General features: G+C 70.7%; 24 protein-coding genes. 14 read left to right on the top strand and 10 right to left on the bottom strand.

Annotation, left to right across the window (positions count from 1 at the left end):
* Nucleotides 1-115: 115 nt before the first annotated feature.
* Nucleotides 116-382, top strand: coding sequence for a hypothetical protein (locus ITJ56_RS00065; RefSeq protein WP_194626242.1), 267 nt, complete (start codon nt 116-118; stop codon nt 380-382).
* A gap of 120 nt (nt 383-502) precedes the next feature.
* On the opposite strand, the gene ITJ56_RS00070 is transcribed toward ITJ56_RS00065, so the two are convergent.
* From ITJ56_RS00070 to ITJ56_RS00080, 3 genes are all read right to left on the bottom strand, one after another.
* Nucleotides 503-1,900 carry an FAD-binding oxidoreductase gene (locus tag ITJ56_RS00070; RefSeq protein WP_194626244.1) on the bottom strand — a complete coding sequence of 466 codons (1,398 nt, stop codon included), beginning with the start codon at nt 1,898-1,900 and terminating at the stop codon, nt 503-505.
* A 61-nt stretch (nt 1,901-1,961) separates the two neighbouring features.
* A complete protein-coding gene (locus ITJ56_RS00075; RefSeq protein WP_194626246.1) occupies nt 1,962-2,396 on the bottom strand; it encodes a VOC family protein in 435 nt (144 codons plus the stop codon).
* 48 nt (nt 2,397-2,444) lie between these two features.
* Complete coding sequence (locus tag ITJ56_RS00080) at nt 2,445-3,023, bottom strand: TetR/AcrR family transcriptional regulator (RefSeq protein ID WP_194626248.1); 579 nt, start codon at nt 3,021-3,023, stop codon at nt 2,445-2,447.
* A gap of 85 nt (nt 3,024-3,108) precedes the next feature.
* On the opposite strand from ITJ56_RS00080, the gene ITJ56_RS00085 reads away from it, so the two are divergent.
* On the top strand, nt 3,109-3,990 hold the full coding sequence (locus tag ITJ56_RS00085) for an NAD-dependent epimerase/dehydratase family protein (RefSeq protein WP_194626250.1): 882 nt from the start codon (nt 3,109-3,111) through the stop codon (nt 3,988-3,990).
* Nucleotides 3,991-4,085: 95 nt separating this feature from the next.
* Here ITJ56_RS00085 and ITJ56_RS00090 read toward each other — a convergent pair whose 3' ends face one another.
* Nucleotides 4,086-4,961 (bottom strand): DUF808 family protein, encoded by an 876-nt coding sequence (locus tag ITJ56_RS00090; protein WP_194626251.1) that lies wholly within the window; start codon nt 4,959-4,961, stop codon nt 4,086-4,088.
* Between the two features lie 99 nt (nt 4,962-5,060).
* Between ITJ56_RS00090 and ITJ56_RS00095 the strand changes: the two genes are divergently transcribed.
* The gene (locus ITJ56_RS00095; RefSeq protein WP_194626252.1) at nt 5,061-5,330 is read left to right on the top strand and encodes a hypothetical protein; all 270 of its coding nucleotides are present in this window, start codon (nt 5,061-5,063) and stop codon (nt 5,328-5,330) included.
* Between the two features lie 85 nt (nt 5,331-5,415).
* Here the strand turns inward: ITJ56_RS00095 and ITJ56_RS00100 are convergent, their stop codons facing one another.
* Nucleotides 5,416-6,024, bottom strand: a complete 609-nt coding sequence (locus ITJ56_RS00100) for a TetR/AcrR family transcriptional regulator (protein WP_194626254.1) — start codon at nt 6,022-6,024, stop codon at nt 5,416-5,418.
* Nucleotides 6,025-6,131: 107 nt separating this feature from the next.
* Between ITJ56_RS00100 and ITJ56_RS00105 the strand changes: the two genes are divergently transcribed.
* Complete coding sequence (locus ITJ56_RS00105) at nt 6,132-7,073, top strand: aldo/keto reductase (protein WP_194626256.1); 942 nt, start codon at nt 6,132-6,134, stop codon at nt 7,071-7,073.
* Nucleotides 7,074-7,146: 73 nt separating this feature from the next.
* Here ITJ56_RS00105 and ITJ56_RS00110 read toward each other — a convergent pair whose 3' ends face one another.
* Nucleotides 7,147-7,737, bottom strand: a complete 591-nt coding sequence (locus ITJ56_RS00110) for a TetR family transcriptional regulator (RefSeq protein WP_194626258.1) — start codon at nt 7,735-7,737, stop codon at nt 7,147-7,149.
* A gap of 67 nt (nt 7,738-7,804) precedes the next feature.
* Here ITJ56_RS00110 and ITJ56_RS00115 point away from each other — a divergent pair, with 67 nt between their 5' ends.
* Nucleotides 7,805-8,563 carry an SDR family NAD(P)-dependent oxidoreductase gene (locus ITJ56_RS00115; protein WP_194626260.1) on the top strand — a complete coding sequence of 253 codons (759 nt, stop codon included), beginning with the start codon at nt 7,805-7,807 and terminating at the stop codon, nt 8,561-8,563.
* A gap of 296 nt (nt 8,564-8,859) precedes the next feature.
* On the opposite strand, the gene ITJ56_RS00120 is transcribed toward ITJ56_RS00115, so the two are convergent.
* Together ITJ56_RS00120 and ITJ56_RS00125 are read right to left on the bottom strand one after the other, a co-directional pair.
* The gene (locus ITJ56_RS00120; protein ID WP_194626262.1) at nt 8,860-9,462 is read right to left on the bottom strand and encodes a TetR/AcrR family transcriptional regulator; all 603 of its coding nucleotides are present in this window, start codon (nt 9,460-9,462) and stop codon (nt 8,860-8,862) included.
* Between the two features lie 82 nt (nt 9,463-9,544).
* Entirely contained in the window at nt 9,545-11,734 is a 2,190-nt protein-coding gene (locus ITJ56_RS00125) for an MDR family MFS transporter (RefSeq protein WP_194626264.1), read from the bottom strand.
* 95 nt (nt 11,735-11,829) lie between these two features.
* Between ITJ56_RS00125 and ITJ56_RS00130 the strand changes: the two genes are divergently transcribed.
* The 4 genes from ITJ56_RS00130 to ITJ56_RS00145 all read left to right on the top strand — a co-directional run bounded on the left by ITJ56_RS00130 (nt 11,830) and on the right by ITJ56_RS00145 (nt 15,543).
* The gene (locus tag ITJ56_RS00130; RefSeq protein ID WP_194626266.1) at nt 11,830-12,294 is read left to right on the top strand and encodes a MarR family winged helix-turn-helix transcriptional regulator; all 465 of its coding nucleotides are present in this window, start codon (nt 11,830-11,832) and stop codon (nt 12,292-12,294) included.
* 90 nt (nt 12,295-12,384) lie between these two features.
* On the top strand, nt 12,385-14,211 hold the full coding sequence (locus ITJ56_RS00135; protein ID WP_194626268.1) for a DEAD/DEAH box helicase: 1,827 nt from the start codon (nt 12,385-12,387) through the stop codon (nt 14,209-14,211).
* 217 nt (nt 14,212-14,428) lie between these two features.
* Nucleotides 14,429-14,581, top strand: coding sequence for a hypothetical protein (locus ITJ56_RS00140; protein ID WP_194626270.1), 153 nt, complete (start codon nt 14,429-14,431; stop codon nt 14,579-14,581).
* Between the two features lie 38 nt (nt 14,582-14,619).
* Nucleotides 14,620-15,543, top strand: a complete 924-nt coding sequence (locus tag ITJ56_RS00145) for an ROK family protein (protein ID WP_194626272.1) — start codon at nt 14,620-14,622, stop codon at nt 15,541-15,543.
* Nucleotides 15,544-15,619: 76 nt separating this feature from the next.
* On the opposite strand, the gene ITJ56_RS00150 is transcribed toward ITJ56_RS00145, so the two are convergent.
* The gene (locus ITJ56_RS00150) at nt 15,620-17,401 is read right to left on the bottom strand and encodes a class I mannose-6-phosphate isomerase (protein WP_194626273.1); all 1,782 of its coding nucleotides are present in this window, start codon (nt 17,399-17,401) and stop codon (nt 15,620-15,622) included.
* Between the two features lie 130 nt (nt 17,402-17,531).
* Nucleotides 17,532-18,578: a LacI family DNA-binding transcriptional regulator gene (locus tag ITJ56_RS00155; protein WP_194626275.1), complete on the bottom strand. Its 1,047-nt coding sequence runs from the start codon at nt 18,576-18,578 to the stop codon at nt 17,532-17,534.
* A gap of 126 nt (nt 18,579-18,704) precedes the next feature.
* Between ITJ56_RS00155 and ITJ56_RS00160 the strand changes: the two genes are divergently transcribed.
* From ITJ56_RS00160 to ITJ56_RS00180, 5 genes are all read left to right on the top strand, one after another.
* Nucleotides 18,705-19,976 carry an ABC transporter substrate-binding protein gene (locus tag ITJ56_RS00160; protein ID WP_194626276.1) on the top strand — a complete coding sequence of 424 codons (1,272 nt, stop codon included), beginning with the start codon at nt 18,705-18,707 and terminating at the stop codon, nt 19,974-19,976.
* Nucleotides 19,973-20,923: a carbohydrate ABC transporter permease gene (locus ITJ56_RS00165; RefSeq protein WP_194626278.1), complete on the top strand. Its 951-nt coding sequence runs from the start codon at nt 19,973-19,975 to the stop codon at nt 20,921-20,923. The genes ITJ56_RS00160 and ITJ56_RS00165 overlap by 4 nt, the downstream gene beginning before the upstream one ends.
* A gap of 14 nt (nt 20,924-20,937) precedes the next feature.
* Nucleotides 20,938-21,756: a carbohydrate ABC transporter permease gene (locus ITJ56_RS00170; protein ID WP_194626280.1), complete on the top strand. Its 819-nt coding sequence runs from the start codon at nt 20,938-20,940 to the stop codon at nt 21,754-21,756.
* Between the two features lie 80 nt (nt 21,757-21,836).
* Nucleotides 21,837-24,959 (top strand): glycoside hydrolase family 38 C-terminal domain-containing protein, encoded by a 3,123-nt coding sequence (locus ITJ56_RS00175; RefSeq protein ID WP_194626282.1) that lies wholly within the window; start codon nt 21,837-21,839, stop codon nt 24,957-24,959.
* Nucleotides 24,960-25,084: 125 nt separating this feature from the next.
* Nucleotides 25,085-26,434: a fibronectin type III domain-containing protein gene (locus ITJ56_RS00180; protein ID WP_194626284.1), complete on the top strand. Its 1,350-nt coding sequence runs from the start codon at nt 25,085-25,087 to the stop codon at nt 26,432-26,434.

Raw genomic sequence — 26,434 nt, forward strand, 5'->3', positions numbered from 1 at the left:
GCGCTCCCGGTGGTTCCCGGTCGTTGCAGGTGATTCGGCACCCTGCGGCGAAGGGTTTGGACGGATCTGCCGTCGTTACCGCTCTGTGACCTTCGGGCTCATCCGGACAGCGGTCATGGCATCGACGTCCAGTCGTCCCACCTCCGTCGCCGTGTCGTTCGTCATCTGGCTGGTGGTGGTCCTGGCGAACATCCTGCAGGGCATCATCGGTCTGGTCTCGGGTGGCAGCTCCTCCGCCGCACAGGACGTCGGCACCGCCCCGCTCGTCGGCGGCGCGGCGTCGGGTGGCAACGCCTTCGGTTGGATCGGTGGCGTCGCGGTGCTCATCGCGACCATCCTGATGTACGTCGGTGGCGCGAACGGGTACTTCCGTCGCCACTGATCGGGCGTGCGTGCGGACGCGCTCCTGCGTGACGCACACCGGTCGCTGGACGCGACCACCTGACGGACGGGAGGCCCGGTGCCAGCTGGCACCGGGCCTCCCGTCCGTCGTCTGCTCGTGTCAGAACGCCTTGCCCGGGTTCAGGGTCCCCGCCGGGTCGAGCGCGTCCTTGACGGAGCGGTGCATCGCGAGCACGCGGTCGCCGAGCTCGACCCGCAGGCCCGGCAGCTTCAGCAGCCCGACGCCGTGCTCACCGGTCACGGTCCCGCCGAGCGCCAGGCAGTCCGCCACGATCTGGTCGAACGCGGTCTTCGCGCGGGCCTTCGCGGCGTCGTCGCCCTCGGGCGCGATGATCAGCGGGTGCAGGTTGCCGTCGCCGGCGTGCGCGATGTTGGCGATCGTGACGTCCTGCGCGTCCGCGGTCACCTGGATCCGCCGGAGCATCTCGGGCACCGCGCTCCGCGGCACGCAGATGTCCTCGGTCAGCACCGGACCGAGCCGTTCGAGTGCTGGGTAGGCGAGTCGGCGGGCCTGGAACAGCCGGTCGATGTCCCGGGGTTCGGTGGCCCGCTCGACGTCCGTGCCACCGGCCTCGGCGAAGACGTCCGCGACGTGGTCGCCGATCTCGTCGCCGGCCGCACCGCGTTCGTCGATCCGTGCGAGCAGCAGGGTGTCGACGTCCGCCGGCAGCCCGAGGTGCATCCAGTCGTCGACGGCTCGCAGGCAGGTGCGGTCGACGATCTCGAGTGCCGCGGGGATGATCCCCGCGCGCGAGATCGCGGCCACGGCGTCTCCCGCCGCGGTCAGGGAGGGGAAGTACCCGATCACCGCCCGTTCGTCACGGCCGGCCAGGGGGAGCAGCTTCACGGTGACCGACACGACGATGCCGAGCGTGCCCTCGGAACCGACCAGCAGTCCGGTGAGGTCGTACCCGGCGACGCCCTTCGCCGTTCGGCGGCCGAGCTCCACCACCGACCCGTCGGCCAGCACGACGGTCAGGCCGAGCACGTAGTCGCGGGTGACCCCGTACTTGACGCAGCAGATGCCGCCAGCGTTCGTCGCGACGTTGCCGCCGATCGTCGAGATCGCCGAGCTCGCGGGGTCCGGCGGGTACCAGAGGCCGTGCTCCGCGACCGCGGCGCGGAGTGCGTCGTTGATGACGCCGGGTTCGGTGACCGCGTACCGCTCGTCGGTGTTCACCTCGAGCACCCGGTTCATCCGCTCGAGCGACACGACGATCGAGTCGGCCATCGCGTTCGCGCCGCCGGACAGACCGGTGCCGGCACCGCGAGGGACGACCCGGAGACCGGCGGCGGCTGCCCAGCGGACGGCGGTCACGACGTCGTCGGTGCTGCGTGCCAGGACCACGGCGAGCGGTGGAGTGGAGTCGGCCCACTCGGCGTCGTCGTGGCGGTAGCGCTCGAGGGACTCCGGGTCGCGGAGCACCTGGTTGGACCCCAGCAGGTGTTCGAGGGCGGTGGCGTCGGCTGCGGTGTCGGATGCGGCGGTGACGGTCATGCGGGGTGAGGGTCCTTCCGGGGCGCGGCGGTGCGGTTCGGGTGCATCGACGATACGCCGGTCAGTCCAGGCAGAACTCGTTGCCCTCGACGTCCTGCATGACGATGCACGACTCGTCGACCTGGTTCGCGGTCATGCGCCGGAGCTGGGTGGCGCCGAGTCCGACCAGTCGGGCGCTCTCGGCGTCGAGGGCCGCGAGCCGTTCGGCGCCGGTCATCCCGGTACCGACCCGGACGTCCAGGTGCACGCGGTTCTTCACCGTCTTGCCCTCGGGGACGCGCTGGAAGAACAGGCGGGGCCCGGCGCCGACCGGGTCGACGCACGCGAAGGCCGATCCCTGGTGCTCCGGCGGCAGCGACCGGTCGAACGCGTCCCAGTCGGCGAACCCCGGTGGGGGCGGCGGCACCACGTACCCGAGGACCTCGCACCAGAACCGGGCGACACGCTCCGGCTCGGCGCAGTCGAACGTCACCTGGACCTGTCGCACCGTTGCCATGGCGCCGAGGATACGACGATGCACGACCGGCGTCCGCTCAGCGTCCGCTCAACCGAGCTGGGCGGCGGCGGCCCGGAGCTCGGCGAGCGCGGCCGTGGCGTGGTCGGCCAGCCGGTCGTCGTCCGCGCGCCCCACACCGGACCACCGCTCGAAGCCCTGCTTGAAGGCGAGGACACCCATCTCCGCGGCGAGTCGAGCGGGCGCGTCGGGGACACCGCGGCCGACCAGGGCGTCGGTCATGGCCGCGGCCATCCCGACGCTCTTCAGGGCGTCGCGCTCCTGCAGCTCGGCGCTGGCGGCGACGGCCGCACGCAGTCGTGGTCCGAGCTCGCGGTTGAGCGGTCCCATCTCGTCCGAGGCCCGTTCCAGTCCGGCGGCGACGGCATCGAGCGGGGTGGCGCCGGCCGGTGCACCGGTGATCCCCTCGGCCAGGAGTCGGCTCAGGGTCTCCTGCCCGGCGACGAGTAGTTCGCGCTTGTCCGGGAAGTGCCGGAAGAACGTGCTCTTCGTGACACCGGCGCGCTCGGTGATCTGCGCGACGGTCGTCTCGTCGTAGCCCTGCTCGGAGAACAGGTCGACCGCGGCCAGGACCAGTCGTTCCCGGGCCCCGGGTTGCCATCGCACCATGGGACGATCATACGCGACGGGACAATTGTCCCATCGCGGGTGTACGGTGACGGTACAAAAGTCCCATCACTTCTGAGGAGCACCCATGCACGTCTTCGTCACCGGCGGCACCGGCACCATCGGCACCGCGGTCGTCACCGAACTCATCGCCGCCGGGCACACCGTCACGGCCCTGGCCCGGTCGGGCCGGTCGGCCGCTGCCCTCGTCGCCGCGGGGGCGACCCCCGCGCGCGGTGCACTCACCGACCTCGACGTCCTGCGCGAGGGCGCACGCGGCGCCGACGGCGTGATCAGCCTCGCGTTCTCGAACGACTTCAGCTCGGCCGAGGCGCTCGAGCGGGGCATCGCGGAGGAAGGCGCGGCCATGGCCGCACTCGGCGAGGCACTCGTCGGCAGCGACCGCCCGTTCGTCGTCGTATCCGGCACGCCGTGGGAGCCCGGCCGGGCCTCGGTCGAGACCGACCCGCTCCCGCTCGAGGGGCCGGTCGCGGGTCGAGCCCGATCCGTCCTCGCCGCCCTCGAACTGGCGGCACGGGGTGTCCGGGTCTCGGCGATCCGGCTGCCCCGCACCGTGCACGCTGACGGCGCGGGCGGGTTCGCCGGCATCCTGACCGAGACCGCCCGGCAGGGTGGCGTCGCCGGCTACCCGGGTGACGGTGAACAGCGGTGGCCGGCCGTGCACGCCGCTGACGCCGCCGTGCTGTTCCGGCTCGCGCTCGAGGGTGCACCGGCGGGGACCGTCTGGCACGCGGTCGCCGACGAGGGCGACCGGGTGCGCGACCTGGCCGAGGTCATCGGGCGCCGGCTCCGCCTGCCGGTCGAGCGGGTGGCCGACGAGACGTTCGGCGCGTTCGCGCCGATCTTCGCGATGGACCAGCCGTCGTCGAGTGCCCACACGCGCGAAGCGCTCGGCTGGGTGCCGACGCACCCCAGCCTGCTCGAGGACCTGGAGAACGTGCAGCGCTGAGCGCGGCTCGCACCGTCAGCGGTGGGCGCACGGTGCGCCGGACGGGAGGCGCGGTGCCGGACCGCCACGGGCCTCCCGTCCGCCGTGCAGCCGCGTCAGTGCTGCTTGCCGCGCAGGCGCCCGAAGCCCAGCACGATGCCGACGACGACCATGCCCAGCGCGAGGCCGACCACGGCGGACACGGCCGTGTCGGCGATCCAGACGACGACGGGGCCGGTGGCCTCGATCGCGTGCTCGATCACGTGCAGCAGGTCGTACGGGCCGTGCCAGAACGTCTCGGCGAGGTTCGCGATGACCAGGTGTCCACCGACCCAGAGCATCGCGACCGTGCCGATGACGCTGATCACCCGGAAGACCGTCGGCATCGCACGGACGATGCGGGCGCCCGCGCGACGGGTGCGACGGACCGGGTTCTTCATCATCTGCAGACCGATGTCGTCGACCTTCACGAGCAGTGCCACGGCGCCGTAGACGACGGCCGTCATGACCAGACCGATCACGATCAGGGCGCCGAGCGTCGGCCAGAGTCCGAGGTCCGGGTCGAGACCCGCCAGCGCGATGAGCATGATCTCGGTGCTCAGGATGAGGTCGGTGCGGATGGCCCCGAAGACGAGCTTGGGTTCCGTGACGGCGGCGTCGGCCCCGCCCTCGTGGTGGACGCCGAACCACTCGGTGACCTTCTCGGCGCCCTCGAAGCACAGGTACGTGCCGCCGAGCAGCAGCAGCCACGGCAGCACCCAGGGCGCGAAGGCCGTCAGCAGCAGTGCGAGCGGGATGATGATGATGAACTTGTTGAACAGGCTGCCGAGGGCGATGCGCCCGACGACCGGCAGCTCGCGGGCGGGCTCGAGTCCCTGCACGTACTGGGGGGTGACGGCCGCGTCGTCGATGACGACACCGGCGGTCTTCGCGCTGGCCTTGAGGGCTGCGGAGAGGATGTCGTCCACCACGGCGAGCAATCCGACTGACATGGGCTTCGTTCTCCGCTCGTCCTGACCTGTGACCGTGCACAGCGTAGTGGGCGCGGAGCATCCTGAACGCCAGCTCGCGGCCGTCCGTAAGCTCGCGGCATGGCTGACTTCACCGCATCCCAGGCCGCCGTCGTCCGGATCGAGCGTGCCGAGCAGGGGCGCTGGGACCTCTCCGTGATCAGCGACGCCGGTGTCGCGATGGGACACGGCGTGTACCTGTTCGACGCCGACCACGACGACGCCGAGGACGAGCAGGCCGCGGCGCTCGACTTCGTTCGGGACTACGGGTTCCGGTTCGAGCGCGACGCCGTGCAGGCCGACGGTCCCGGCGCCTTCTGGGCGCCCCTGCTGCCGTCCGACCAGCAGTAGCGGAGTACGGGCGCGGGTCGGGTGGCGTCGATGCCCGACAAGGTACTCCCGCGGTCGGCACGGGCGAACCCCCGCCCCGCCCCGCTCAGTCCCCCGGGCGGATGACGTCGAAGGTGCGCCGGAGGATCCGCACCGCGTCGGGTTCGTTGCCCGTTGCCCAGTGTGCGATCGCAACGTCGAAGCAGCCGAGCGCCGCCTGCACCAGGGTCCGGGCGCGCAGGTCGACGTCGGCCCCGTGCAGTCGCCCGGACACCAGGGGGACGAGGACGTCCGCCCAGGCGTGGTGCTTCTCGAGGTTGCGGGCCCGGAGCGACGCCGTGCTCGTCATGACCCTGATCGATCGGCGGGCGGTCTCGGCGTCCTCGCCGCCGCTGTCCCGGACCATGTCCGCGAAGGTCTCGCGCAGCGCAGTCCACACCGGCTCGTCCGCCGGTCGCGTTCGGAAGGCCGATGCCAGGGCCTCGCGGTGCCGCGCCGGGTCGCCGATGACCGCGTCCTCCTTCGCGGGGAAGTAGCGGTGGAAGCTCCGCGCCGAGATGCCCACGTCGGCGGCGATCTGCTCGACGGTGACCTGCTCGAATCCGTCCGCGTCGAAGCGGGCGAGGGCCACGGCGGCGATGCGCGCGCGCACGGCGTCACGCGCGATGTCCCGCAGGCCTGGCTTCGCGACGGCGCTCGTCCGACTCTCGTTCACCCGACGATGGTACCGCGACGACAGACGAAGACGGCATTGTCAGACACTGACAGTCATGGCGTACAGTGCCATCTGCATGACCTCGACACGTCACGAAGGGACGAAACATGCAGCAACGCACCCTCGGCCAGCAGGGCCTCACCGCCAGCGCCCTCGGCTACGGCGCCATGGGCACCACGTTCGCCTACGGGCCGGGCGACGACACCGAGTCGATCGCCGCGATCCGCGCCGCGCACGATCTCGGCGTCACCCACTTCGACACCGCCGAGCTCTACGGATGGGGCACTGGCGAACGCCTCCTCGGTGCGGCCCTCGCACCGATCCGCGACGATGTGACGATCGCCACCAAGTTCGGGTTCACGCCGGAGACCTACGCGCCGAACTCACGCCCGGAGCACATCCGCCAGGTGGTCGACACGAGCCTGCGGAACCTCGGCACCGACTCGATCGACCTGCTCTACCAGCACGTCCACGACCCGACGGTCCCGATCGAGGACGTCGTCGGCACCATGCAGGAGTTCGTGCAGGCCGGCAAGGTCCGGTACCTCGGGCTGTCCAACACCGACGTCGAGCAGATCCGCCGCGCGCACGCGGTGCACCCCATCTCGGTGCTGCAGGCCGAGTACTCGGTGTTCTCCCGTGAGTCCGAAGCCTTCTTCCCGACGGTCGACGAGCTCGGCATCGGCGTGGTCGCCTACTCGCCGCTCGCCCGCGGGTTCCTGAGCGGCGCGGTCCGGCCGCGCAGCGCCTACGCCGCCGACGACATCCGTCACCAGCTGGAGTGGTGGGCGCCCGAGCACTTCGACGCGAACGTCGGTGTCACCACCGGACTCACCGAGATCGCCGAGGCGAAGGGGCTCCGGCTCTCGCAGCTGGCGCTCGCGTGGATCCTCGCGAAGCGCGACGACGTCGTGCCGATCCCCGGATCGCGGAACCCGTCGCGGGTGGCCGAGAACGTCGCCGCCGGTGACGTCGAGCTGACGGAGAACGAGGTGGCGCGGATCGACGCGTTGTCGCGCGAGGTCCGCGGCAAGCGCGCGATGGGCTGAGTCCGGACCACGGCGGACGGGAGGCCCGTGGCGGGCCCGCCACGGGCCTCCCGTTCGTGAGTCCTTCGGTGCGTCAGTCCGCCCGTCGGTCGAGCAGCGCGATCGCCCGGTCCACGGCGTCCTCCGGACGTCCTTCGCCGTGGATCGCCCACCAGGTCAGGGCAGCGCTCGCCGCCGCGGCCAGCGTGTGGGCGCGCACCGCGACGGCGAGGTCGTCGGCCGTGGCCCCGGTCCGCTCGGCCACGAACCGCAGGACCTCGTCGGTCAGGGCGGTGACCGTCGCGGCGCCGACGTGCTCGAGCGACGGGTTCGCGCGGATGACCCGGAGGCGGTGGCGGGTGACCTCGACGGCGTCGTCGGGGAACGTCGCACCGATCCGGTAGGCCGCCCGGAGTGCCACCGCCGAGGGTTCGTCGGCTGGCCGGGACCGCAGCGCCTGGCGGAACCGTGCGGCGAACTCGTCGAGTCCGCCCCACACCAGGGCCGCCTTGTTCGGGAACAGCCGGAACAGTGACCGGCGGCTCACGCCGGCCGCTGCGGCCACGTCGTCCATGGACACCGCGTCGAACCCCTGCTCGTCGAACAGTCGGAGTGCGACGAGGGACACGGCGTCGGGGTCGATGGTGCGCGGGCGCCCCGTCGGACGGTCGTTCGTCGAGCGCATGGGGACCTTTCGGCACTGAGTGCTATAACGGAGTGGCGCAGCGAGCGCCTCTCAGTGAGGAGACCACATGACCGACACCACCGCCGGACGGTTCACCGGCAGGACCATCATCGTCACCGGTGCGGGATCCGGCATCGGGCGCGCCACGGCGACGCGCATCGCGAACGAGGGCGGGCGCGTCATCGCGACCGACGTCGTGGCCGAGCGGCTCGACGCGCTCCGCTCGGAGCTCGAGGGCTTCGCGCTCGAGACCGTCGTCGGTGACGTGGCCGCGAGCGAGACGATCGACGCGATCATCGCCGCCGCCGGCGACCGGATCGACGGCCTGGCGAACGTCGCCGGGATCATGGACGCGTTCCTGCCGCCGGACGAGGTCGACGACGCCATGTGGGAGCGCGTCTTCAGCGTCAACGTCACCGGCCCGATGCGCCTGACCCGTGCGGTGCTGCCGTTGATGATCGCCGCCGGCAAGGGGGCCGTCGTCAACGTCGCGTCCGAGGCAGCGCTGAAGGCCTCGGCCGCGGGCGCCGCCTACACCTCGTCGAAGCACGCCATCGCCGGGTACACCAAGAGCGTCGCGTTCTTCCACGGCCCGCAGGGCATCCGCGCGAACGCCGTGGCCCCGGGGGCGGTCGCCACGAACATCGAGGCACCGATGCGCAGCGAGTACGCGGCCCGCCGGGTCGGTCCGATCATGCAGACCACGATCCCGCCGGTGGCGCAGCCCGAGCAGCTCGCCTCCGCCATCACCTGGCTGCTGAGCGACGACTCGGCGAACGTCAACGGTGCGGTGCTGCCGAGCGACGGTGGCTGGTCCGTCGTCTGATCCGTTGCTGCGGCTGGGAGACGCCGTCGTCACGTCGAGACGCCTCCGGGAACGGGGGCGTCTCGACGACTTTGCGGCGTCTGACTGACACGACGGCGTGTTCGCAACCTGGCCACGGTGCGGACGGGAGGCCCGTGGCGGCGCCGCCTCGGGCCTCCCGTCCGCCCTTCGCTCACGTCGACGACGTGACGTTCCTTCCCAGAGCACGCGCACTGGAAAGCGGAATCGGGCGTACCTGGCAGGAAGTTCCTGCCTGGTACGCCCGATTCGACCAGGTACGCCCGAAGGGCCCCGCGTCAGGACACCAGCGCCACCATCTCGCGCACGACCGCCCGGAGCCGGTCCGCGAGCTCGTCGTTGCTGCGCACGGTGTCGCGGTGCGCGACCTCGCTGAGCGCCGACATCACCAGGGTCACGGCGGTGCGGGCGGTCTGCGCGTCGGTGCGCGTGCCGACGACGCTGAGCAGGGACTGGCGGGACTCGGCCATCCACTGCATCACCATCGACGACATCTCGGGCCGCAGCACGAGCAGTTCCTTCATCCTGCGGCGGTCCTGCGAGAGCGGCACGGTCGCCGCGACCAGGGTGCACAGGTCGTCGACCAGGGCGCCGTCAGCCTCGGTGAACCAGGCCGCGGAGCGCTCCGGGACCTCGACCGAGTCGAGTCCGAGCGCCGCGTGCGCCTTCGACGAGAAGTAGTTGAAGAAGGTGCGGGGGGAGACGTCGGCGTCGGCGCAGATCTGCTCGACCGTGACGCCGTCAAGGCCGTGCGCGGACACCAGGGTCAGCGCGGCGTCGTGGAGGGCCTGCCGGGTCTGCTGCTTCTTCCGCTCCCGCAGCGTGCACGGGGCAGTGGACCCCGGGGTCTCGGGGACCGGCGGTGCTGCGGTGGTGGGCACGTGTGCTCCTGGGGGTGTCAGGTCGTGGGGGTGGTGGGCCGCCCGTGCCGGAAAGGGGGCACGGCGCGGACGGCCTGGTCGGTCACCGACGTCGCGTCGGCGTTGATCCGGTCGATGTGGATCCGGTCGGTACCGACCCGGTCATCGGCCCGGTGAAGGAGCCCGCTTCGGCGGCGGCGAGACCGGCCTCGGCCTCGAGCTGTGCCTCGGCGGACAGGTCGGCACGCTCCTGCAGGGCGGAACGCTGGCGCAGCGGCGGCACCCGGAAGAACCAGGTCAGCACGAACGCGAGCAGGATGACGCCGAGACCGACCCAGTAGATCGTCACGGACGAGGCGTTGAAGCCCGCCATGAACGGTCGGGTCAGACGGCTGTCGGCACCGGTCAGGAACGAGGTGTCGTTCGTGCTGGTGGCGCTGTCACTCGTGGAGCTGCCGTCGTCGATCTTCTTCGCCAGCTCCGGGGTGAGCTCGTCGACCCAGTACGAGCGCTGCGCGGCGTTCGACCAGTCGACGGACACGGTGCCGTCCTGCACGCTGGCGTGCGCCTGGTCGGCGACCTGCTCGAGCGCGGACTGCTCGGCCGCCGGCGTCGCCGCGGCGACCTGCTGGTCGATGACCGTCTGCGCCGCGGCGGTCGGCACCGCACCGGCGGCGACCTGCTGCTGCACGGCCGCGGTGACCTGCTCGGTGACCGCGGCGTCGGCGGCCTGCTTCGCCTTCGTCGAGGCGGCGTCGAGCTGCGACTGCACGGTCTTCGTGAGCGGAGTGACGACGGGCGTCCAGATCTTGTCCATCGCGCCCTGGTTCGCCTTCGCGCTGGCGACGGTGGGGTTCAGCGCGGCGTCGAGCGCCGGGCCGAGGTCCTTCTCGTTCGCGGTCGCGTGCAGGATGTTCGCCGGCATCACCGAGAACAGGATGGACAGCAGGACGGCGGTGCCGAGCGTGCCGCCGATCTGGCGGAAGAACGTGGCGGACGACGTGGCGACGCCCATGTCACGGGCCTGGACGGACCCCTGCGACGCCAGGGTCAGCGACTGCATGACCGAGCCGAGGCCGAGCCCGATGAGGAACATGCCGATCATCAGGAACCACAGCGGCTTGTCGATCGACATGAAGGTCAGCACGACGTAGCCGGCGGAGACGAGCGCGGTGCCGATGACCGGGAAGATCCGGTAGCGGCCGACGCGGGCGACGATCTGCCCGGAGGTGATCGAGGCGATCATCAGGCCACCGACGAGCGGCAGGGTCGCGAAGCCGGACTCGGTCGGGGTCAGCCCGACGACGATCTGCAGGTAGAGCGGGATCGTGAGCATCGCGCCGAACATCGCGAAGCCGACGAGGAACCCGATGACCGTCGCCATCGAGAACGTGCCGGAACGGAACAGCTTGAGCGGGATGATCGCCGCGTCGCCCATCTTCGACTCGATGAGCAGCAGCGCGATCAGGCCGACGACACCGACGACGTAGCAGGCGATGGCGCCGGGGGAGCCCCAACCCCAGATGCGGCCCTGTTCGGCCACGAGCAGGAGCGGCACGAGGGTGACGATGACCGAGGTCGCGCCCCACCAGTCGACCTTCGGCTTCGCGTCGTCGGCGCCGTGCACCTTCGGAAGGTGCAGGAAGACGATCACCATGAGGAGGGCCGCGATGCCGATCGGCACGTTGATGAGCAGCACCCAGCGCCACCCGGTGATCCACAGGATCTCGGAGGAACCGGCGAGCAGACCACCGATCAGCGGGCCGATGACGGACGAGATGCCGAACACGGCGAGGAAGTACCCCTGGTACTTGGCACGCTCACGCGGCGCGAGGATGTCGCCCATGATCGCGAGCGGCAGCGACATCAGCGCGCCCGCACCGATGCCCTGCACCGCGCGGAAGGCGGCGAGCATGAGCATCGAGGTGGACATCGACGACAGGACGGCGCCGAGGATGAACACGACGATGCCGAAGATGTAGAGCGGGCGACGGCCGAAGATGTCGGAGAGCTTGCCGTAGATCGGCGTCGCGATCGTCGAGGTGATGAGGTACGCGGTCGTCACCCAGGCCTGCTGGTCGAGGCCGTGCAGGTCGTCGCCGATCGTGCGGATCGCCGTGCCGAACACCGTCTGGCCGAGCGAGGACAGGAACATGCCCGCCATCAGGCCGTAGATCACCAGGAGGATCTGACGGTGGGTCATCAGCGGCTGCTGGCCAGCGTCTCCGGAGGCCGCGGGGGCCTCGGCGGTGTGCCGGCCGTGCTGCACCGGGACGGGTGCGGTGGCGGTCATCGAACTCCTTTTTCGGGCTGTGAAACTTTGCAGACCGCGCAACGATACATCTGTTGCTTCCGGCAAGCAACTAAATGTGCCACTACGCTGAGCCCGTGACCGACGACCGGCGTGCAGCGGAGCGACTCCTGCGATCCCAGCTCGACCGGCTGTGGGTCCGGCAGACCCTGCGCTCCTCGCTCATCGAGTCGCAGGGTGGGCTCGACCCGACCGCCCGCGTGATCCTGCGAGCCGTCGCCGGCCACGGCCCGGTCCGCGCGACCGCGATCGCCGACGCGACGGGGCTGTCCCGCCCGGTGATCAGCCGCCGGGTCGCCTCGCTGATCGAGGCCGAGCACCTGGTCGGGTCGCCGGATCCCGCAGACGGCCGCGCCACCCTCGTGTCGCTCGCCCCGGCCGGTCGGCGCCTGCTCGACCAGCTCGACGCCGCCGGCGCCGAGGTCTTCGACGACCTCACCGAGGAGTTCGCCTCGGACGAGCTGTGCTCGCTCGCCGAGATGCTCACGCGGTTGAACGACCGGGCTGACGCGGTCCTCGGGATCGGCGCCACGCGTCCGTGACGTGACCAGGGGGAGCCGGGAGGCCCGTGGCGGCGCCCGCCACGGGCCTCCCGTCCCTGCGGAGCGCGCATTCGAGATACCGTTGGTGGTATGAGCACGGACACCACCCCCACCACTGAGACCCTCGACGACGGGCCCGTGGTGACGTTCGCCGACCTCGGCCTGAGCGATGCTGTGCTCAAGGCCGTCAAGGACATCGGCTACGAGACCCCTTCCGCCATCCAGGAAGCCACCATCCCCACCCTGCTGGCCGGCCGCGACGTCGTCGGCCTCGCGCAGACCGGAACCGGCAAGACGGCGGCCTTCGCACTGCCGATCCTGTCCCGCATGGAGTCCGGCAGCAAGAAGCCGCAGGCGCTCGTGCTGTCCCCGACGCGCGAGCTCGCCCTGCAGGTCTGCGAGGCGTTCGAGCAGTTCGCGTCGCACATGAAGAACGTCCACGTCCTGCCGGTCTACGGCGGCCAGGCGTACGGCGTCCAGCTGTCCGCCCTGCGCCGCGGCGTCGACGTCATCGTCGGCACCCCCGGCCGCATCATGGACCACCTGGCGAAGGGCACGCTCGACCTGTCCGAGCTGAAGTACCTGGTGCTCGACGAGGCCGACGAGATGCTCAAGATGGGCTTCGCCGAGGACGTCGAGACGATCCTCGCCGACACCCCGGACGACAAGCAGGTCGCGCTGTTCTCGGCGACGATGCCCTCGCAGATCCGTCGCATCTCGCAGCAGTACCTGACCGACCCGGCCGAGATCACCGTCAAGACCAAGACGAAGACCGCCGCGAACATCACGCAGCGCTACCTGATGGTCTCGTACCCGCAGAAGGTCGACGCGCTCACCCGCATCCTCGAGGTCGAGGACTTCGAGGGCATGATCATCTTCGTCCGCACCAAGAGCGAGACCGAGACCCTGGCCGAGAAGCTCCGTGCCCGCGGGTACGCCGCCGCCGCGATCAGCGGTGACGTCGCGCAGGCCCAGCGTGAGCGCACGGTCAACCAGCTGAAGTCGGGCAAGCTCGACATCCTGGTCGCCACCGACGTCGCCGCCCGTGGCCTCGACGTCGACCGCATCACCCACGTCGTGAACTTCGACATCCCGGTCGACATCGAGTCCTACGTGCACCGCATCGGCCGCACCGGTCGTGCCGGCCGCTCGGGTGACTCGATCAGCTTCGTCACCCCGCGCGAGCGTCGCCTGCTGTCGGCGATCGAACGGCACACCAAGCAGCCGCTCACCCAGATGCAGCTGCCGACCATCGATGACGTCAACGAGACGCGCCTGACCCGGTTCGACGACGCGATCACCGCGGCGCTCGAGGACCAGGGCCGCATCGCCGCCTTCCGCGACGTCATCGCGCACTACGTCGAGCACCACGACGTCCCCTCGGACGACGTCGCTGCTGCCCTGGCCGTCGTGGCGCAGGGGGACTCACCGCTGCTCCTGACCGCGGCCGACGACGCGCTCCGCACGCAGATGGAACGCGATGCCCGCCGTGGCGAGCGCGACGACCGTGGCGGACGCGATGACCGCGGCGGGCGCGATGACCGCGCCCCGCGGAGTGACCGTGGCGGCGACCGCGACCGCGCCCCGCGCCGTTCGCAGCCGATGACCGCTTACCGCATCGAGGTCGGTCGCCGTCACCGTGTCGAGCCGCGACAGATCGTCGGTGCGCTCGCGAACGAGGGCGGTCTGCGCCGCGATGACTTCGGCGCGATCCGCATCCAGCCGGACTTCTCCATCGTGGAACTGCCGGCCGACATGGACAGCGGCGTGCTGGACCGCCTGACCGACACGCGGATCAGCGGCAAGCTCATCGAGATCAAGCCGGACCGCCGTGGCGGCGGCCGCCGGTACGAGGACCGCGACCGCGCCCCGCGCGGTGACCGCGACGACCGTCCGGAGCGCACGCCGCGTTCCTGACGCGACCCGCGTCCGAGAGACGGCCCCTCTCGATCGGGATGCCCGTTGCCAGCTGGCAACGGGCCTCCTGTCGGTGGAGGGCTCGCGTCCCGGCGCGACCTCGTTCCGCACGTCACGGCGGGCACTGGTGTCCTGGTCGTTCTTGCCTTATGGTAACGATACCAACAAGAAGGGAGCAACGATGCTCAGCTCTCTACGAGCACGTTCCACACCCACGGTGCACGACCCCTCGTACCGCGCAGCGATCGAGCAGTGCGCCGCCGCGACGTGGCGGAGCAACCGAGACGCTGCGATGCTCGACCAGGCCGTCGTGGTGCAGGTGTTCGCGATCCTCGGGTGGACGACCGACCGGCTCGGCCAGGTGAGTTGACCGGGGCGCTCCGGACCGGACGAGCTCCCGTCGGCGTCATGGACGTCGGTGGGAGTCACGTCACGGCTGCGGTCGTCGACTCCGTGGCGCTCGCGTCCGCAACAGGGGCGGCAGGCGTCGAGGCTCGGCGGCCGTTGACTGAGCGGGCCGCGGTCGTCGATCCGCACGCTCCGCTCGAGGTCCTGCTCGAGCAGCTCACCGCACCTGGCCGCGCGATCACGGACCTGCTTGCCGGCGCTCGCGCGGGGGCGGTCCGTGGCTGGGTGGTCGCGATGCCCGGCCCGTTCGACTACGGCGCCGGCACGGGGTCGTTCGCCGGCGTCGACAAGTTCGCGTCGCTCGCCGGCGTCGATCTGCGTGCGGCCTTCGCCGGACGACTCGGCGTGGTACCGGCGGACGTCCGGTTCTGCAACGACGCAGTGGCCTACGCCCTCGGGGAATGGGCGGTCGGCGCGGGGAGGCGCACCCGCCGGATGGTCTGCATCACCCTGGGCACCGGGGTCGGCTCGGCGTTCCTCGAGGACGGCGTCGAGGTCGTGTCCGGCGCATCGGTCCCGCCGCACGGCGAGGTGCACCGGCTGGCGATCGACGGAGACCCGCTCGAGGACACCATGTCGACACCGGCCCTCCGTCGGGCGTTCCGCGACCGCACGGGGCAGGATCGTTCGGTCGAGGAGATCTGTGCGCTCGCTCGCAGCGAGGACGCCGTCGCCGTCGAGGTCGTCCACACCGCCCTGCACGCGCTCGGCACGGCACTCGGACCGTGGGTGCACGGCTTCGGTGCCGACGCCGTGGTCGTGGGTGGCTCGATCGCTCGGTCCTGGGACGTCATCGGGACGCCCGTGCGTGACGGCCTCCGGGTCGCGGGCCCCGTGGTCTCCGTCGTGCCCGCGGCCCTCGGGGCACGCGCGCCGCTGCTCGGCGCGGCCGTCCGGTGGGAACGCGGGGGAGCGGAGGCATGACCTGTCGTGCCGCGCACGGACGAGGACGCCGTCACCGGATGCTGGTGACGGCGTCCTCGTCCGTGCGGTCGCGGCGTCAGTCGCTGAGACCGGTCCCACGGACGGACGCCTTCACGGTGCCGAGCCGCTGTCCCTCGCCGCGCCCCCACGGCCGGATCGTGTAGGGACCGACACTCGCCGGGACGATGAACGTCTCTGCGTAGTGCACGACGAACGGCTCGAAGCTCCCGTCGGGGCTCTCCACGACGGCTTCGGCGCCCTCGACCAGGTTGAGGACGTTGACGGTGCCGTCGGTGTCGTGCGGGACCGCGCTCTCGAACCAGTGCCGCCGGACCTCGATGAACTCGAGTTCGTGCAGGCCGGTGCGCTCCTCGACCCAGCCGTCCCCGCGCGCGACCTCCGTCACCTGGTTGACGAGCTGCTCACGCGCGAAGTCCGTCCGGCGGTCCCACTGGATGTTCTCGAACGCGTGGTCCAGGTGGACGGGCCGCGGCACGCCGTCCAGTCCGAGTCGGCCCCAGTCCCACATCTTGAAGGTGAAGATGTACGGCGTGGCCGAGATCTCGAGCACCATCGAGTCGGCGCCCGAGCAGTGCACGGTGCCGGCGGGGATGAGGAAGTGGTCGTGCTTGGCAGCGGGGAAGGTGTTCACGTACTGGTCGGCTGCGAACGGGGCCTCGCCGCTCGAGGCGGACCGGAGCGCTGACCGCACGACCTCGGGGTCGGCGTCGTCACGGAGGCCCAGGTACACCACTGCGTCATCGGTCGCGTCGAGCATGTAGTAGCTCTCGTCCTGCGTGTACGGCATCCCGAACACGTTCTGCATGTAGTCGGTCAGGGGATGCACCTGCAGCGAGAGGTTGCCCCCGGACATGGTGTCCAGGAAGTCGAAGCGGATCGGGAACTCGGCACCGAAGCGGGCGAAGGTCTTCCGTCCGAGCAGCTCGCGAGGGTGCCGGAAGACCAGGTCGAGGGCAGGGAGCTCGACGACGGTCTCGCCGATGCGGAACAGCAGGCTGTTCTCCTCCGGAACGCAGTCGAAGCACCAGGCGTAGTTGTCGGCGTCCCCGATCTCGAGGACGTCCTTCATCCACTGGCCGCCCCACACCCCGGGGTCGAAGAACGGCACGACCCGGAACGGACGCCCGCTCGCCGTCTCGAGACCATCCGTGAAGGTCCGGCCCTCGATGAGCTTGGCCTCGGCCATCGAACCGTTCGCGTCGAGCAGCAGGTCGATCCGGTCGAACAGGGTGCGCTTGTGCCGGTCGGCGACGCGCCACTCGACGAAGTACCCCCGCTTGACCTTGCGCAGCTGGTCCTCGTCGCCGTTGTCCGCGCGCCAGTTCGGCGCACCGGCTCGCTGGCGGCGCTGGATCTCCCAGCGGGCCAGGTCGGCGAGCACGACGGTGTCGAAGTCGACGGGAACGAGCGTGGCCCCCCACCCGTAGACCACGACCGGGCCGTCGGCGGCCCGGACGCGGTCGGCGACGGCGGCGAGGTGGTCGCCGTCGTAGAAGTCGGCGAGCACCTGGTGTCCGAGGACGCCGAACACCCGGTCGTCCGTCAGGTTGGCGGCGATGCGCTCCTCGATGAGTGCGTTCGGGAGCGCGGCGGCATCCTCGACGTCGATGAGGAGGGCGTCCGGTGCTGCTGCGGCGAGTTCGCGGCGCAGACCGTCGAGGTCGCTGCCCGGGTAGGTGTCGACGGCGAGGGCGGTCGGTGCCGGGTCGGTGAGCAACGACGCCAGGTGCTCCCACGCCTCCGTACCGGACCAGACCGGATGTCCTGGTGGGAGATCGATCACCGGCGTCTTGTCGTACTGGCCGGCCGTCACGCCGGGGGGCAAGAGGGTGGACATGGGACCCCTTTCGTCCTGATAACGTTACCAAGGCAACGTGACCACACTATGGCCGACCTGATCGGAGAACGCAACCCGGGCCTCCCGCGCGGGGGGCGGTCCGGCAGGACTGCGACGTGGGTCGACTCGGTCAGTGGTGGACGAGGTGCACGGGGAGCTCCACGAGTCGTGGTGCTGCACCGTCGGCCGATCCGTCCATCCTGGACAGCAGCATCCGTGCGGCGACCCTGCCGAGCTCTGACGGGTCGTGGTCGATCACGGACAGCGGGATCGGCGCCATGTCGGCGAAGTCGAACGAGTCGAACGCGGACAGGTGCGGCGGCGTCTCGAGCGACCCATCGGCAGTGGCCTTCGCGATAGCCCGGATGGCACCGATGCTGATCCGGTTGTTCGCGGCGAACACCGCAGTGGGGCGGTCCGGGGTGCCGAGTAGCTCCCGCATCGCGGTCTCGGCGGTCGCGGTGTCCTGCAGTCCGAGGACGACGAGGTCCTCGTCCGGCACCGACCCGTGGTCTGCGAACGCGCCACGGAAGCCGCGCAGACGTCGCTGTCCGGTCGAGACCGACACCTTGTTGCCGAGGAAGGCGATCCGTCGATGTCCGGCCTCGAGCATGAGTGTCGTTGCTTCGTGTGCGCCGCGGACGTCGTCGATGAGGACGGCGTCGGCGGCCACGGAGGCAACCGTCCGTGACGCGAGCACCAGGGGGACGTCATTGCGTCGTGCGGCCGCGAAGCGCTCGCCGTCCTGCCCGACGGGCACCACGATGAGCCCCTCCACCTGGCGGCCGAGGAAGTCGGACAGCAGCTGTCGCTCGAGGTCGCCGTCCTCGTTCGTCGTGGCGACCAGGATGCGGCGTCCGGTGGCGCCGACGACCTGCTCGATCCCCTGCACCACGCCGGCGTAGTACGGGTTCCCGATGTTCGTGATGAGCACGCCGACGAGCCCCGAGCGCTGCCCGGGGCGGAGGCTCCGCGCGTTCTCGTTGCGGTGGTACCCCAGGTCGGCGATCACCTGCTCGACGTGTTCGCGCAGCGCCGGGCGGACGTTCTTGCCGCCGGACAGGACCCGGGAGACGGTCATCGGGCTGACCTCGGCGGCGCGCGCGATGTCCTTGACCGTCAGTGCGGCGCGGCGGGTCGGAGTCGCGTCCAGTCCCTGATCCTCGGCTGACTCCATGTGTCAGTTGTACCGGACGGACCCCTTGCGAACGGGGATCCGGTGTGTATGCTCTGCTTGGTAACGTTATCAATTCACTGGCGAATGGAACGAACGATGCCCGATCCGATCTCTCGAGGGTCAGCCGTGACCCGTCGTACCGCGCTCGCGGTCGGTGGCGGTGGCCTGTTGGCGACGGCGCTCGCTGCGTGCGCACGGGGCTCCGACACGAAGCCGTCCGCTGCCGGAACCGTCACGCTCAACAGCGACAACCCGACGTGGGGCCCCGGGTACACCGCGGCCTCGGCCGTGCTCGCCGAGCGCATCGGGTACCGGATCACGTCGCGCTCGGTGGCGAGCGTCGCGAACTACGGGCAGGTCATCCGCATGACGGCGCAGACCGACAGCACGACGGACCTGATCAAGTGGACCAACGGGTACCGGCTGCAGGACATCGCGCGCGCTGACATCCTCACCGACCTCAACCCGGTGTGGGACGCTGTCACCGAACGCGGGTGGGTGGACCCGGCGCAGCGGGAGTCGTTCAGCTACCGGGGCAGGGCCTTCGGCGTCCCCCTCTACAAGAGCTACTACGCCGTGTTCTACAGCAAGAAGGCGTTCGCGCAGAACGGCATCGACGTGCCGACCACCTTCGACGGGGTCATGGACGCCGCTCAGCAGCTCAAGGACGCCGGCATCACCCCGTTCCTGTCGCCCGGTGCCACGACGTGGGAGGCCGAGATCTGGTTCATGCAGCTCCTCGCGTCGATCGACCCGGACTACTACAAGGCCGTCACCACCAACGGGGCGAGCTACACCGAGGACCCCGCGGTGCAGGCGATGGACCTGTGGTCGGGTATGTACGCCGACGGGTTCTTCTCGGCCCCGGACGTGACGTCGAACGACCTGCCCGGCCTGGTCAGCAAGGGGCAGTTCGGCATGATGCTCTACGGCACATGGTTCGCGAACACCCTGCTCGCCGCCGGGCTCACGGACGACGACATCGGGTTCTTCCGGGTCCCGCCGCGGGGATCGACCGACCCGGCGGTCGTCGTCGAGAGCGGGTCGCTCTCGGTCCCCGTCAAGGCGCACCGGCACCGCGCCGCCGTCGAGGTCGCCGAGAACTGGCTCGCGACCGACGTGCAGACCGCATGGGTCGGGTTCCTCGGCGACACGAGCCCGAACCCGCACGCGCTGCCGAAGTCCGACCTGGTGAAGGACCTGGCGAAGGACATCGCCGCCACCAAGCCCATCGAGTTGACGCGCTACTGGGAAGCCTCCCCGACACCGCTCGTCGAGGGGAACGTCGCCGACCTCGGCGCCTTCATGGTGAACCCGTCGAAGGGCAACGGCGCCGCCACCCTGCGGTCGATGGAAGACCGCGCCCGGACCGAGTGGAAGATCTGGAACGCCGCATGACGCTCACACAACCGCCCGTGCCCGAGGCCGCCGTCGACCCGGGCGGCTCTGCACCGCGACAGCGCCGCCCCGCCGAGCCGCGTCGGACGCCACTGCGCGCCCGCCTGACCGGGGGACTGTTCCTCGCCCCGTCCGTCGTGCTCGTCGTCCTGCTGCTCGTCGTCCCCTTCGCGTTCACGATCTACCGCAGTTTCTTCAACGACAACGGCTTCACACGGAGCTGGGTGGGGCTCGAGAACTACCGGGCGATGTTCGCCGACCCGGCGTTCGGGCAGTCGGTGCTGAACACCTTCATGTGGGTCGTCGGCACACTGCTGCTGCCGGTCGCGATCGGCCTCGCGATCGCGGTCGGCACTTGGAAGCTGCGGCTGGGCGGGCTCGCCCGGTTCGCGATCGTGCTGCCGTACGCCATCTCCGGATCCGCGACCGCCGTCGTCTGGACGTTCATGCTCACCACGGACGGCGGCCTCGACACCCTGCTGCGCCAGGTCGGTCTCGACCCGCTGGTGTCGCAGTGGTTGCTGCAGTGGCCGCTCAACACCGTGATGATGATCATCGCCACGACCTGGCAGGCCACCGGAGCGTGCGTGATCCTGTTCCTCGTCGGGCTGCAGTCGATCCCGCCGAACACGCTCGAAGCCGCCCAGATCGACGGCGCCTCCGGCTGGCGGCTGTTCTGGTCGGTCACGTTCCCACAGCTCCGCCCGATGACCGTGGTCGTCGTGGGGATCTCGATCGTGGGCAGCCTGAAGGTCTTCGACCAGGTGCTGCTGCTCACCAACGGCGGCCCGGGCACCGCGTCCGAGACGCTCGCGCTCACCATGTACCGCGAGACGTTCACGCTCTCCCGCTACGGCGCGGGTGCGGCGGTCGCCGTGTTCCTCACCGTCGTGGTCGTGGTCGCCTCGTGGGCCTACCTCCGCCGTCAACTCCGTCCGACCGAATAGCGCTGGAGCCCGCGATGACCAAAACCTCCCGCCGCATCCTCGCCGTCGTGTTGACGGCGGTGTCCCTGATCTGGCTGATCCCGTCCTACCTGCTCGTCGTCAACGCGTTCACCGCTGGTGCCGACTACTCCGGTACACCGTCCTGGTGGCCGACGTCGTGGTCCCTCTTCGACAACATCGTCATCGCGTTCCAGAACGCGAACGTCGGTCAGGGCATGCTGAACAGTCTCATCTACTCCGTCGTCGGCGCCGGTGCCGCGGTGTTCATCGCAGCGTTGGCGTCGTTCGCGGTGACGATCATGCCGGTGAAGCGCCCGACCCTCTGGTTCTGGGTGATCTACATCGGCACGATCCTGCCGCTGCAGGCGTTCCTGTCACCGCTGTTCACCGGGTTCGCGGCTGCGTCGCTGTTCGACACGCAGTACGGCATGCTGCTCGTGTACATCGCGCTGACGATCCCGTTCGCGTTCTTCGTCGTCCGCGGGCACATGACGGGGCTTCCCGTGGAGGTCCGCGAAGCGGCCGCCCTGGACGGAGCGGGGTGGGGCCGGATGTTCTTCCAGGTCCACCTCCCCCTGTCGACCAGTGCACTACTCGCCGCGTTCGTCTTCCAGTTCACCTGGATCTGGAACGACCTGCTCTTCGGCCTGACGCTCTCGTCCAGCCCGAACATCCGCCCGGTGATGGCGACGCTCGCCGACCTCACGGGCAACTACTCGACCTACGGCCCGCCGGTCGCGCTCGCCGGGGCGCTCGTTGCGTCGCTCCCGACGATCATCGTGTTCTTCGCGTTCCAGCGGTTCTTCGCCCGGGGACTGAACCCGACCGCCTGACCCGCACCGTCCGCTCGACACCCGAACCCGCACCGTCCCGCTCGACACACCTGACCTCCACACCGAAGGGGATCCCTCCGATGACCGAACCCGCCCTCGTCTCCGCCCAGCCCTGGTCCCACCTGGAAGCCCGTGCCGGCCTCCTCGAGCGCGCCGCCGTCGCCACCGCGACGATCGGCGGCAGCCGGGTCCGGGTGGTCCCGGAACCGCTGCAGACCGAGCGTGACGGCTCGCCGGTCCAGAGCGTCCGGCTCCTGTTCGACGACGAGCAGGCCGCGGCGGCCGCGGGTGCGGGTCCGGTGACGCTCGTCGACGACGAGGGGGACCGGGTCGTCAACCGCGCCCCGGCCCCTGACCCCACCTCGATCCGCCTGCTGGTCCGCAGCGTCGAGGAGCCGACAGCGGTCACGCTCGCCGTGCCGGGCGCCGGCACCGAGACCGTTCCGTTCACGCTGCTGCCCCAGCGCCGGTGGTCGGTGCACGTCGTGCACCACTCGCACTTCGACTTCGGGTACACGGACCCGCAGACCACCGTGATCTCGTCGCAGCGGTCCTACCTCGACTCCGCCGTCGAGCTGGCGGCCGCCACACGCGAGTGGCCCGAAGCATCGCGCTTCCGGTGGAACGTCGAGGCGCTCTGGGCTTTCGCGGACTGGGAACGGCACCGCCCCGCCGCCAAGGTCGAGGAGTTCGTCCGACTCGTGCACGAAGGCTCGATCGGGCTCAGCGCGATGCCGTACAACCTGCACACCGACACGTGTTCGACCGAGGAGCTGCACGAACTGTTCCGCGAGGCGCGGCGCATCCGCGACCGGTACGGCATCGACTTCACCACGGCGATGCAGACGGACGTCCCGGGACAGGTGGCTGGTCTCCCGGACGCGCTCCACGAGGTCGGCGTGCGCTACCTCGCCGTCGCCCACAACTGGGCTGGCCGGTCGATGCCGCACCAGAACGGCGCGCTGGACCTGCCGCGCATGTTCCGCTGGCGCACGCCCGCCGGCAACTCGGTCGTCGTCTGGATGACCGACAGCCCGCACGGGCTCGCCTACATGGAAGGTCCGATGGTCGGGCTCACCGAGTCGTACGAGACGGCGGAGACCTACCTGCCCGCCTACCTGACCGCACTCGCCACCCGCGGGTACCCGTTCCCGCCCGGTGTGTTCGGCGCACACGGCGAACAGGCCGAAGGGCGACCGGGCTACCCGTGGGACGTCCTGCACCTCCGCACACAGGGCTTCATGGGCGACAACGGTCCGGCTCGTCTGCACCTCTCCGAGCTCGTGCGCCGCTGGAACGACACCTGGACCTCGCCGACACTCCGTGTGTCGACCAACGAGGACTTCTTCGCCGAGGCGGAGGCCCGACACGGCGACGAACTCACCACCGTCGAGGGGGACTGGGGCGACTGGTGGGTCGAGGGGGTCGGCTCCGCCGCGGTGCCGCTCGCGCTGACCCGGGAAGCGCAGGCGACGGTCAGTGACGCCCGGTCCTTCAGCCAAGCGGCAGCCTGGCTCGGGGGACAGGCCGTGCCGACGGAGCAGGCGGATTCGGACGCCGCGTACGACGCCATCTCGATGTTCAACGAGCACACCTGGGGCGCGAGCAACTCCTGGACGCACGGCGACGAGGGCTACGACTCCGGCGAGCGGCAGTGGCAGTGGAAGGTCGCACAGGCCCTGACCGCACACCAGCGCGGTCGTGACTTCGAGGAGCACGCCCTGGTCTACCTCGCCGACGCGGTGTCGGCGCCGGCGGACGCCGTCACGTCGATCGTCGTCGCCAACGCCTCCGGTGCTCCCCGTACCGGCATCGTCCGGTTCCTCCTCAAGGAGTCGTCGGTGCCGCTCGACGCCCACGTCGTCCTGCGCGACGGGCGGGATGGCCGGGAGCTCGCGGTCGTCGAGGAAGCACAGTCGAACGTCCTGCACCGCGAGTCCGGCCGGTGGGTCAGCACGCAGCTGGTCGACGTGCCGGCGTTCGGATTCGTCCGCCTCGACGTGTTCCCCGGTCAGAACGCGCCGGAGCCGCCCCGTCAGCACGACGTCCTGGCGACCCCGATGTCCGAGCTGTTCACCCTGCAGAACGAGTACCTTCGGGTGGTCGTCGACCCTCGCGCATCGACGATCCAGTCGATCGTCGAGCTGGCGACGGGGCGCGAGATCGTGGAACAGCAGACGGCAGCGGGCTTCAACGCCTACGTCTACGACGAGTACGGGTCGTCGGGGGCGGGGGTGAACCACCTCTCGAACAAGCTGTGGAGCTCGGACCGCCTCGAGCTGCTCGCCTCCCGCACCACGGGCGGGCCGGCCGTCCTCGTCGAACGAGTGTCGGACGCCGTCGAGGAGCGGCTGGTGTACCGGTTCGCGGCGGCAGGCGTCGACGCGGTCACCGTGACCCTGCGCCTCCGGCACGGTGAACCGCGCCTGCGCATCGCGAACCGGCTCGAGAAGCCGGCCACCCGCACGAAGGAGAGCGCGTTCTTCGCGTTCCCGTTCGCCGCCGACGAGCCCGTGGTCCGCTACGAGGTATCCGGCGGCGTGACCGGCGACGGCCTGCCGCACATCCCGGGGGCACCGCAGCACATGCGCGCGATCCGCAACTGGGTCAGCCTGGAGGACCATGGGGACGCCGTCGTGTGGGTCACGAAGGACGCTCCCCTGGTCCACCCCGGAACGATCTCGTTGCCCTACGCCCCGTTCCCGGCCAGCACGAGCCCGACACGCTCGGCGACGGTCTACTCGTGGCTCCACAACAACGTTTGGGACACGAACTTCCCGATCGAGCAGGGCTTCACTGCCACCTTCGAGTACGCCGTCGGGGTCCGGACCGTCCCGGAGCAGTCGGTCGAAGCCGTCGCCCTCAGGACGACCGCCGACCTCGTCCGGCCGCTCAGCGCGGTACCGGCGTCGGGACGCCAGCCGGGAGCCCCATCGGGGGACCTGCTCACCCTCGACGACGACCGTGTCCGACTCGTGTCCGTCGTGGCCGGCGGGCACGAACGGGAATCGATCATCCGGTTGCAGTCGGTCACCAGCGAAGCGGTCGAACTGTCCCTGCACGCCGCGGTCGACTTCTCGTCCGCGGAACGCACCACCTACCTGGGCGATCCGGCGCGGGGGATGGTCGATCTGGACGGCGGCACCCTGCGCCTCGGGCTGGCTCCCTACGAGGCCGTCGCGGTGCGCGTGACCCGGCGGTGAGGCCCTCGGCGTGAGCATGCGGAGAACCGCACATCCTGGCTGCATGCATTCCCCTCGAATCCACACGGTGCTGTGATGGCGGAAGCCGTGACGCAGGGAGCCGCGGAGAGAGCAGGGGATCGATCGTGTACCGAGCACTCGTCACCGTGGTGGCCGCCGCGGCGCTCGTCTTCGGAGGTGCAGCGCCGGCGACGGCGCACGCCTCCTCGTCGGTGCCGGGAGCACCGACATCCGTCCGGGTCACCGCGGACTCCGACGGAGCCATCCTGACCTGGCGGAGCCCGAAGCGCGGCGCGAAGGTCGCCGGCTGGAAGGTCTCCATGGCCGCCGTCGCGAACCGACACGACCGTCAGGTCGACCGGCTCCACGCTCGTGCACGCTCCGATCGCTTCGACGAGCTCACGCCCGCGGCGACCTACCGGTTCTCGGTGCGCGCCGTCGGCAAGCGGGGGACCGGGCGGACGATCACCCTGCGGTACACCACGCCCCCCGCCCCCGCGCCCGAGACCACGCAGTCGCTGTTCGCGCTCGACGGTTCCGGTGACGTCGTCCGCTTCTCGACGGCGGGCACGGACGAGGCCACCACGGTCGCGACCGACGGCGACGGGTTCACGGCCAACGGCGACGGTGACGTCTTCACCCCCTCTGTGGACCGCACCGCGATCGTGCTGCACCCGGCCGACGGCGGAGCGGCCGAGACCATCGCGACCGGCCTGCACCTGACCGCGGACCTGCGCTCCGACGCCGAGGGCAACCTGTACTGGCTCGACTCCGTGTCCGGGGCGGTGCAGAAGCTGTCCGTGCGCGGCGGCGCGGTCGCCACCGTGGTCACCTTCGCACCGTCCGAGAGCTCCGCGACGCGCACGCTCTGGGCGGTCGGCCGCGACGGGACGGTCTCGACGTACTCGAGCACGAACCGTGGTGGCTCGGTGTACACGGCCAGCCCGGCGGGCACCGTGACCAAGCGCACGGTCATCGCACCGAACGGCAGCGGGCTCGGGTACCTGAACGGCCTGCTCGCCGACGGCCGGGGCACGCTCTACGTCAGCTACCAGGCGTTCGGCGGATCCGGGTACTCCGGCTGGTACGCGATCGCCGCGAAGTCGACGACGATCACGCTGTTCGAGCCCCGCACCGCCTACCAGTACGCCGCGGTGAACTCGACCCACTTCTCGCAACTGCAGTCAGCGGAGTGGTGCCCGGCGGCCAGCGAGGGGAGCCCGGCCGGCTGCCACGTCGACCAGACCCTGACGCACCTGGTCACCCGCGATGCCGCGGGGACGCTCACCGAGCACACGATGAGCGGCGCGACCGCGAACGGCCGCGGTGCATTCGTGGGTGCCGCGGACGAAGCCGGCGACGTGTTCGTCGTCATCGACGGCGGTCCGACGCCCGGGCTGTGGCGAGTGGGTGCCGACGGCGGCGCCGCCGAGCAGCTCTCGTCGGCGCAGTACTCGCGGCTCCTGGTGTCCTGA

Origin of the sequence: Curtobacterium sp. VKM Ac-1376, from assembly GCF_015351025.1 — a bacterium.
Taxonomy (GTDB): Bacteria; Actinomycetota; Actinomycetes; order Actinomycetales; family Microbacteriaceae; genus Curtobacterium.

Excerpts from the sequence above, each read along its gene's own strand:
- ITJ56_RS00165 (WP_194626278.1), top strand. The coding sequence starts at position 19,973 with ATGACGCTCACACAACCGCCCGTGCCCGAGGCCGCCGTCGACCCGGGC.
- ITJ56_RS00065 (WP_194626242.1), top strand. The coding sequence starts at position 116 with ATGGCATCGACGTCCAGTCGTCCCACCTCCGTCGCCGTGTCGTTCGTC.
- ITJ56_RS00085 (WP_194626250.1), top strand. The coding sequence starts at position 3,109 with ATGCACGTCTTCGTCACCGGCGGCACCGGCACCATCGGCACCGCGGTC.
- ITJ56_RS00150 (WP_194626273.1), bottom strand. The coding sequence starts at position 17,401 with ATGTCCACCCTCTTGCCCCCCGGCGTGACGGCCGGCCAGTACGACAAG.
- ITJ56_RS00105 (WP_194626256.1), top strand. The coding sequence starts at position 6,132 with ATGCAGCAACGCACCCTCGGCCAGCAGGGCCTCACCGCCAGCGCCCTC.
- ITJ56_RS00170 (WP_194626280.1), top strand. The coding sequence starts at position 20,938 with ATGACCAAAACCTCCCGCCGCATCCTCGCCGTCGTGTTGACGGCGGTG.
- ITJ56_RS00090 (WP_194626251.1), bottom strand. The coding sequence starts at position 4,961 with ATGTCAGTCGGATTGCTCGCCGTGGTGGACGACATCCTCTCCGCAGCC.
- ITJ56_RS00080 (WP_194626248.1), bottom strand. The coding sequence starts at position 3,023 with ATGGTGCGATGGCAACCCGGGGCCCGGGAACGACTGGTCCTGGCCGCG.
- ITJ56_RS00125 (WP_194626264.1), bottom strand. The coding sequence starts at position 11,734 with ATGACCGCCACCGCACCCGTCCCGGTGCAGCACGGCCGGCACACCGCC.
- ITJ56_RS00115 (WP_194626260.1), top strand. The coding sequence starts at position 7,805 with ATGACCGACACCACCGCCGGACGGTTCACCGGCAGGACCATCATCGTC.
- ITJ56_RS00135 (WP_194626268.1), top strand. The coding sequence starts at position 12,385 with ATGAGCACGGACACCACCCCCACCACTGAGACCCTCGACGACGGGCCC.
- ITJ56_RS00095 (WP_194626252.1), top strand. The coding sequence starts at position 5,061 with ATGGCTGACTTCACCGCATCCCAGGCCGCCGTCGTCCGGATCGAGCGT.
- ITJ56_RS00155 (WP_194626275.1), bottom strand. The coding sequence starts at position 18,578 with ATGGAGTCAGCCGAGGATCAGGGACTGGACGCGACTCCGACCCGCCGC.
- ITJ56_RS00110 (WP_194626258.1), bottom strand. The coding sequence starts at position 7,737 with ATGCGCTCGACGAACGACCGTCCGACGGGGCGCCCGCGCACCATCGAC.
- ITJ56_RS00145 (WP_194626272.1), top strand. The coding sequence starts at position 14,620 with ATGGACGTCGGTGGGAGTCACGTCACGGCTGCGGTCGTCGACTCCGTG.
- ITJ56_RS00075 (WP_194626246.1), bottom strand. The coding sequence starts at position 2,396 with ATGGCAACGGTGCGACAGGTCCAGGTGACGTTCGACTGCGCCGAGCCG.
- ITJ56_RS00175 (WP_194626282.1), top strand. The coding sequence starts at position 21,837 with ATGACCGAACCCGCCCTCGTCTCCGCCCAGCCCTGGTCCCACCTGGAA.
- ITJ56_RS00070 (WP_194626244.1), bottom strand. The coding sequence starts at position 1,900 with ATGACCGTCACCGCCGCATCCGACACCGCAGCCGACGCCACCGCCCTC.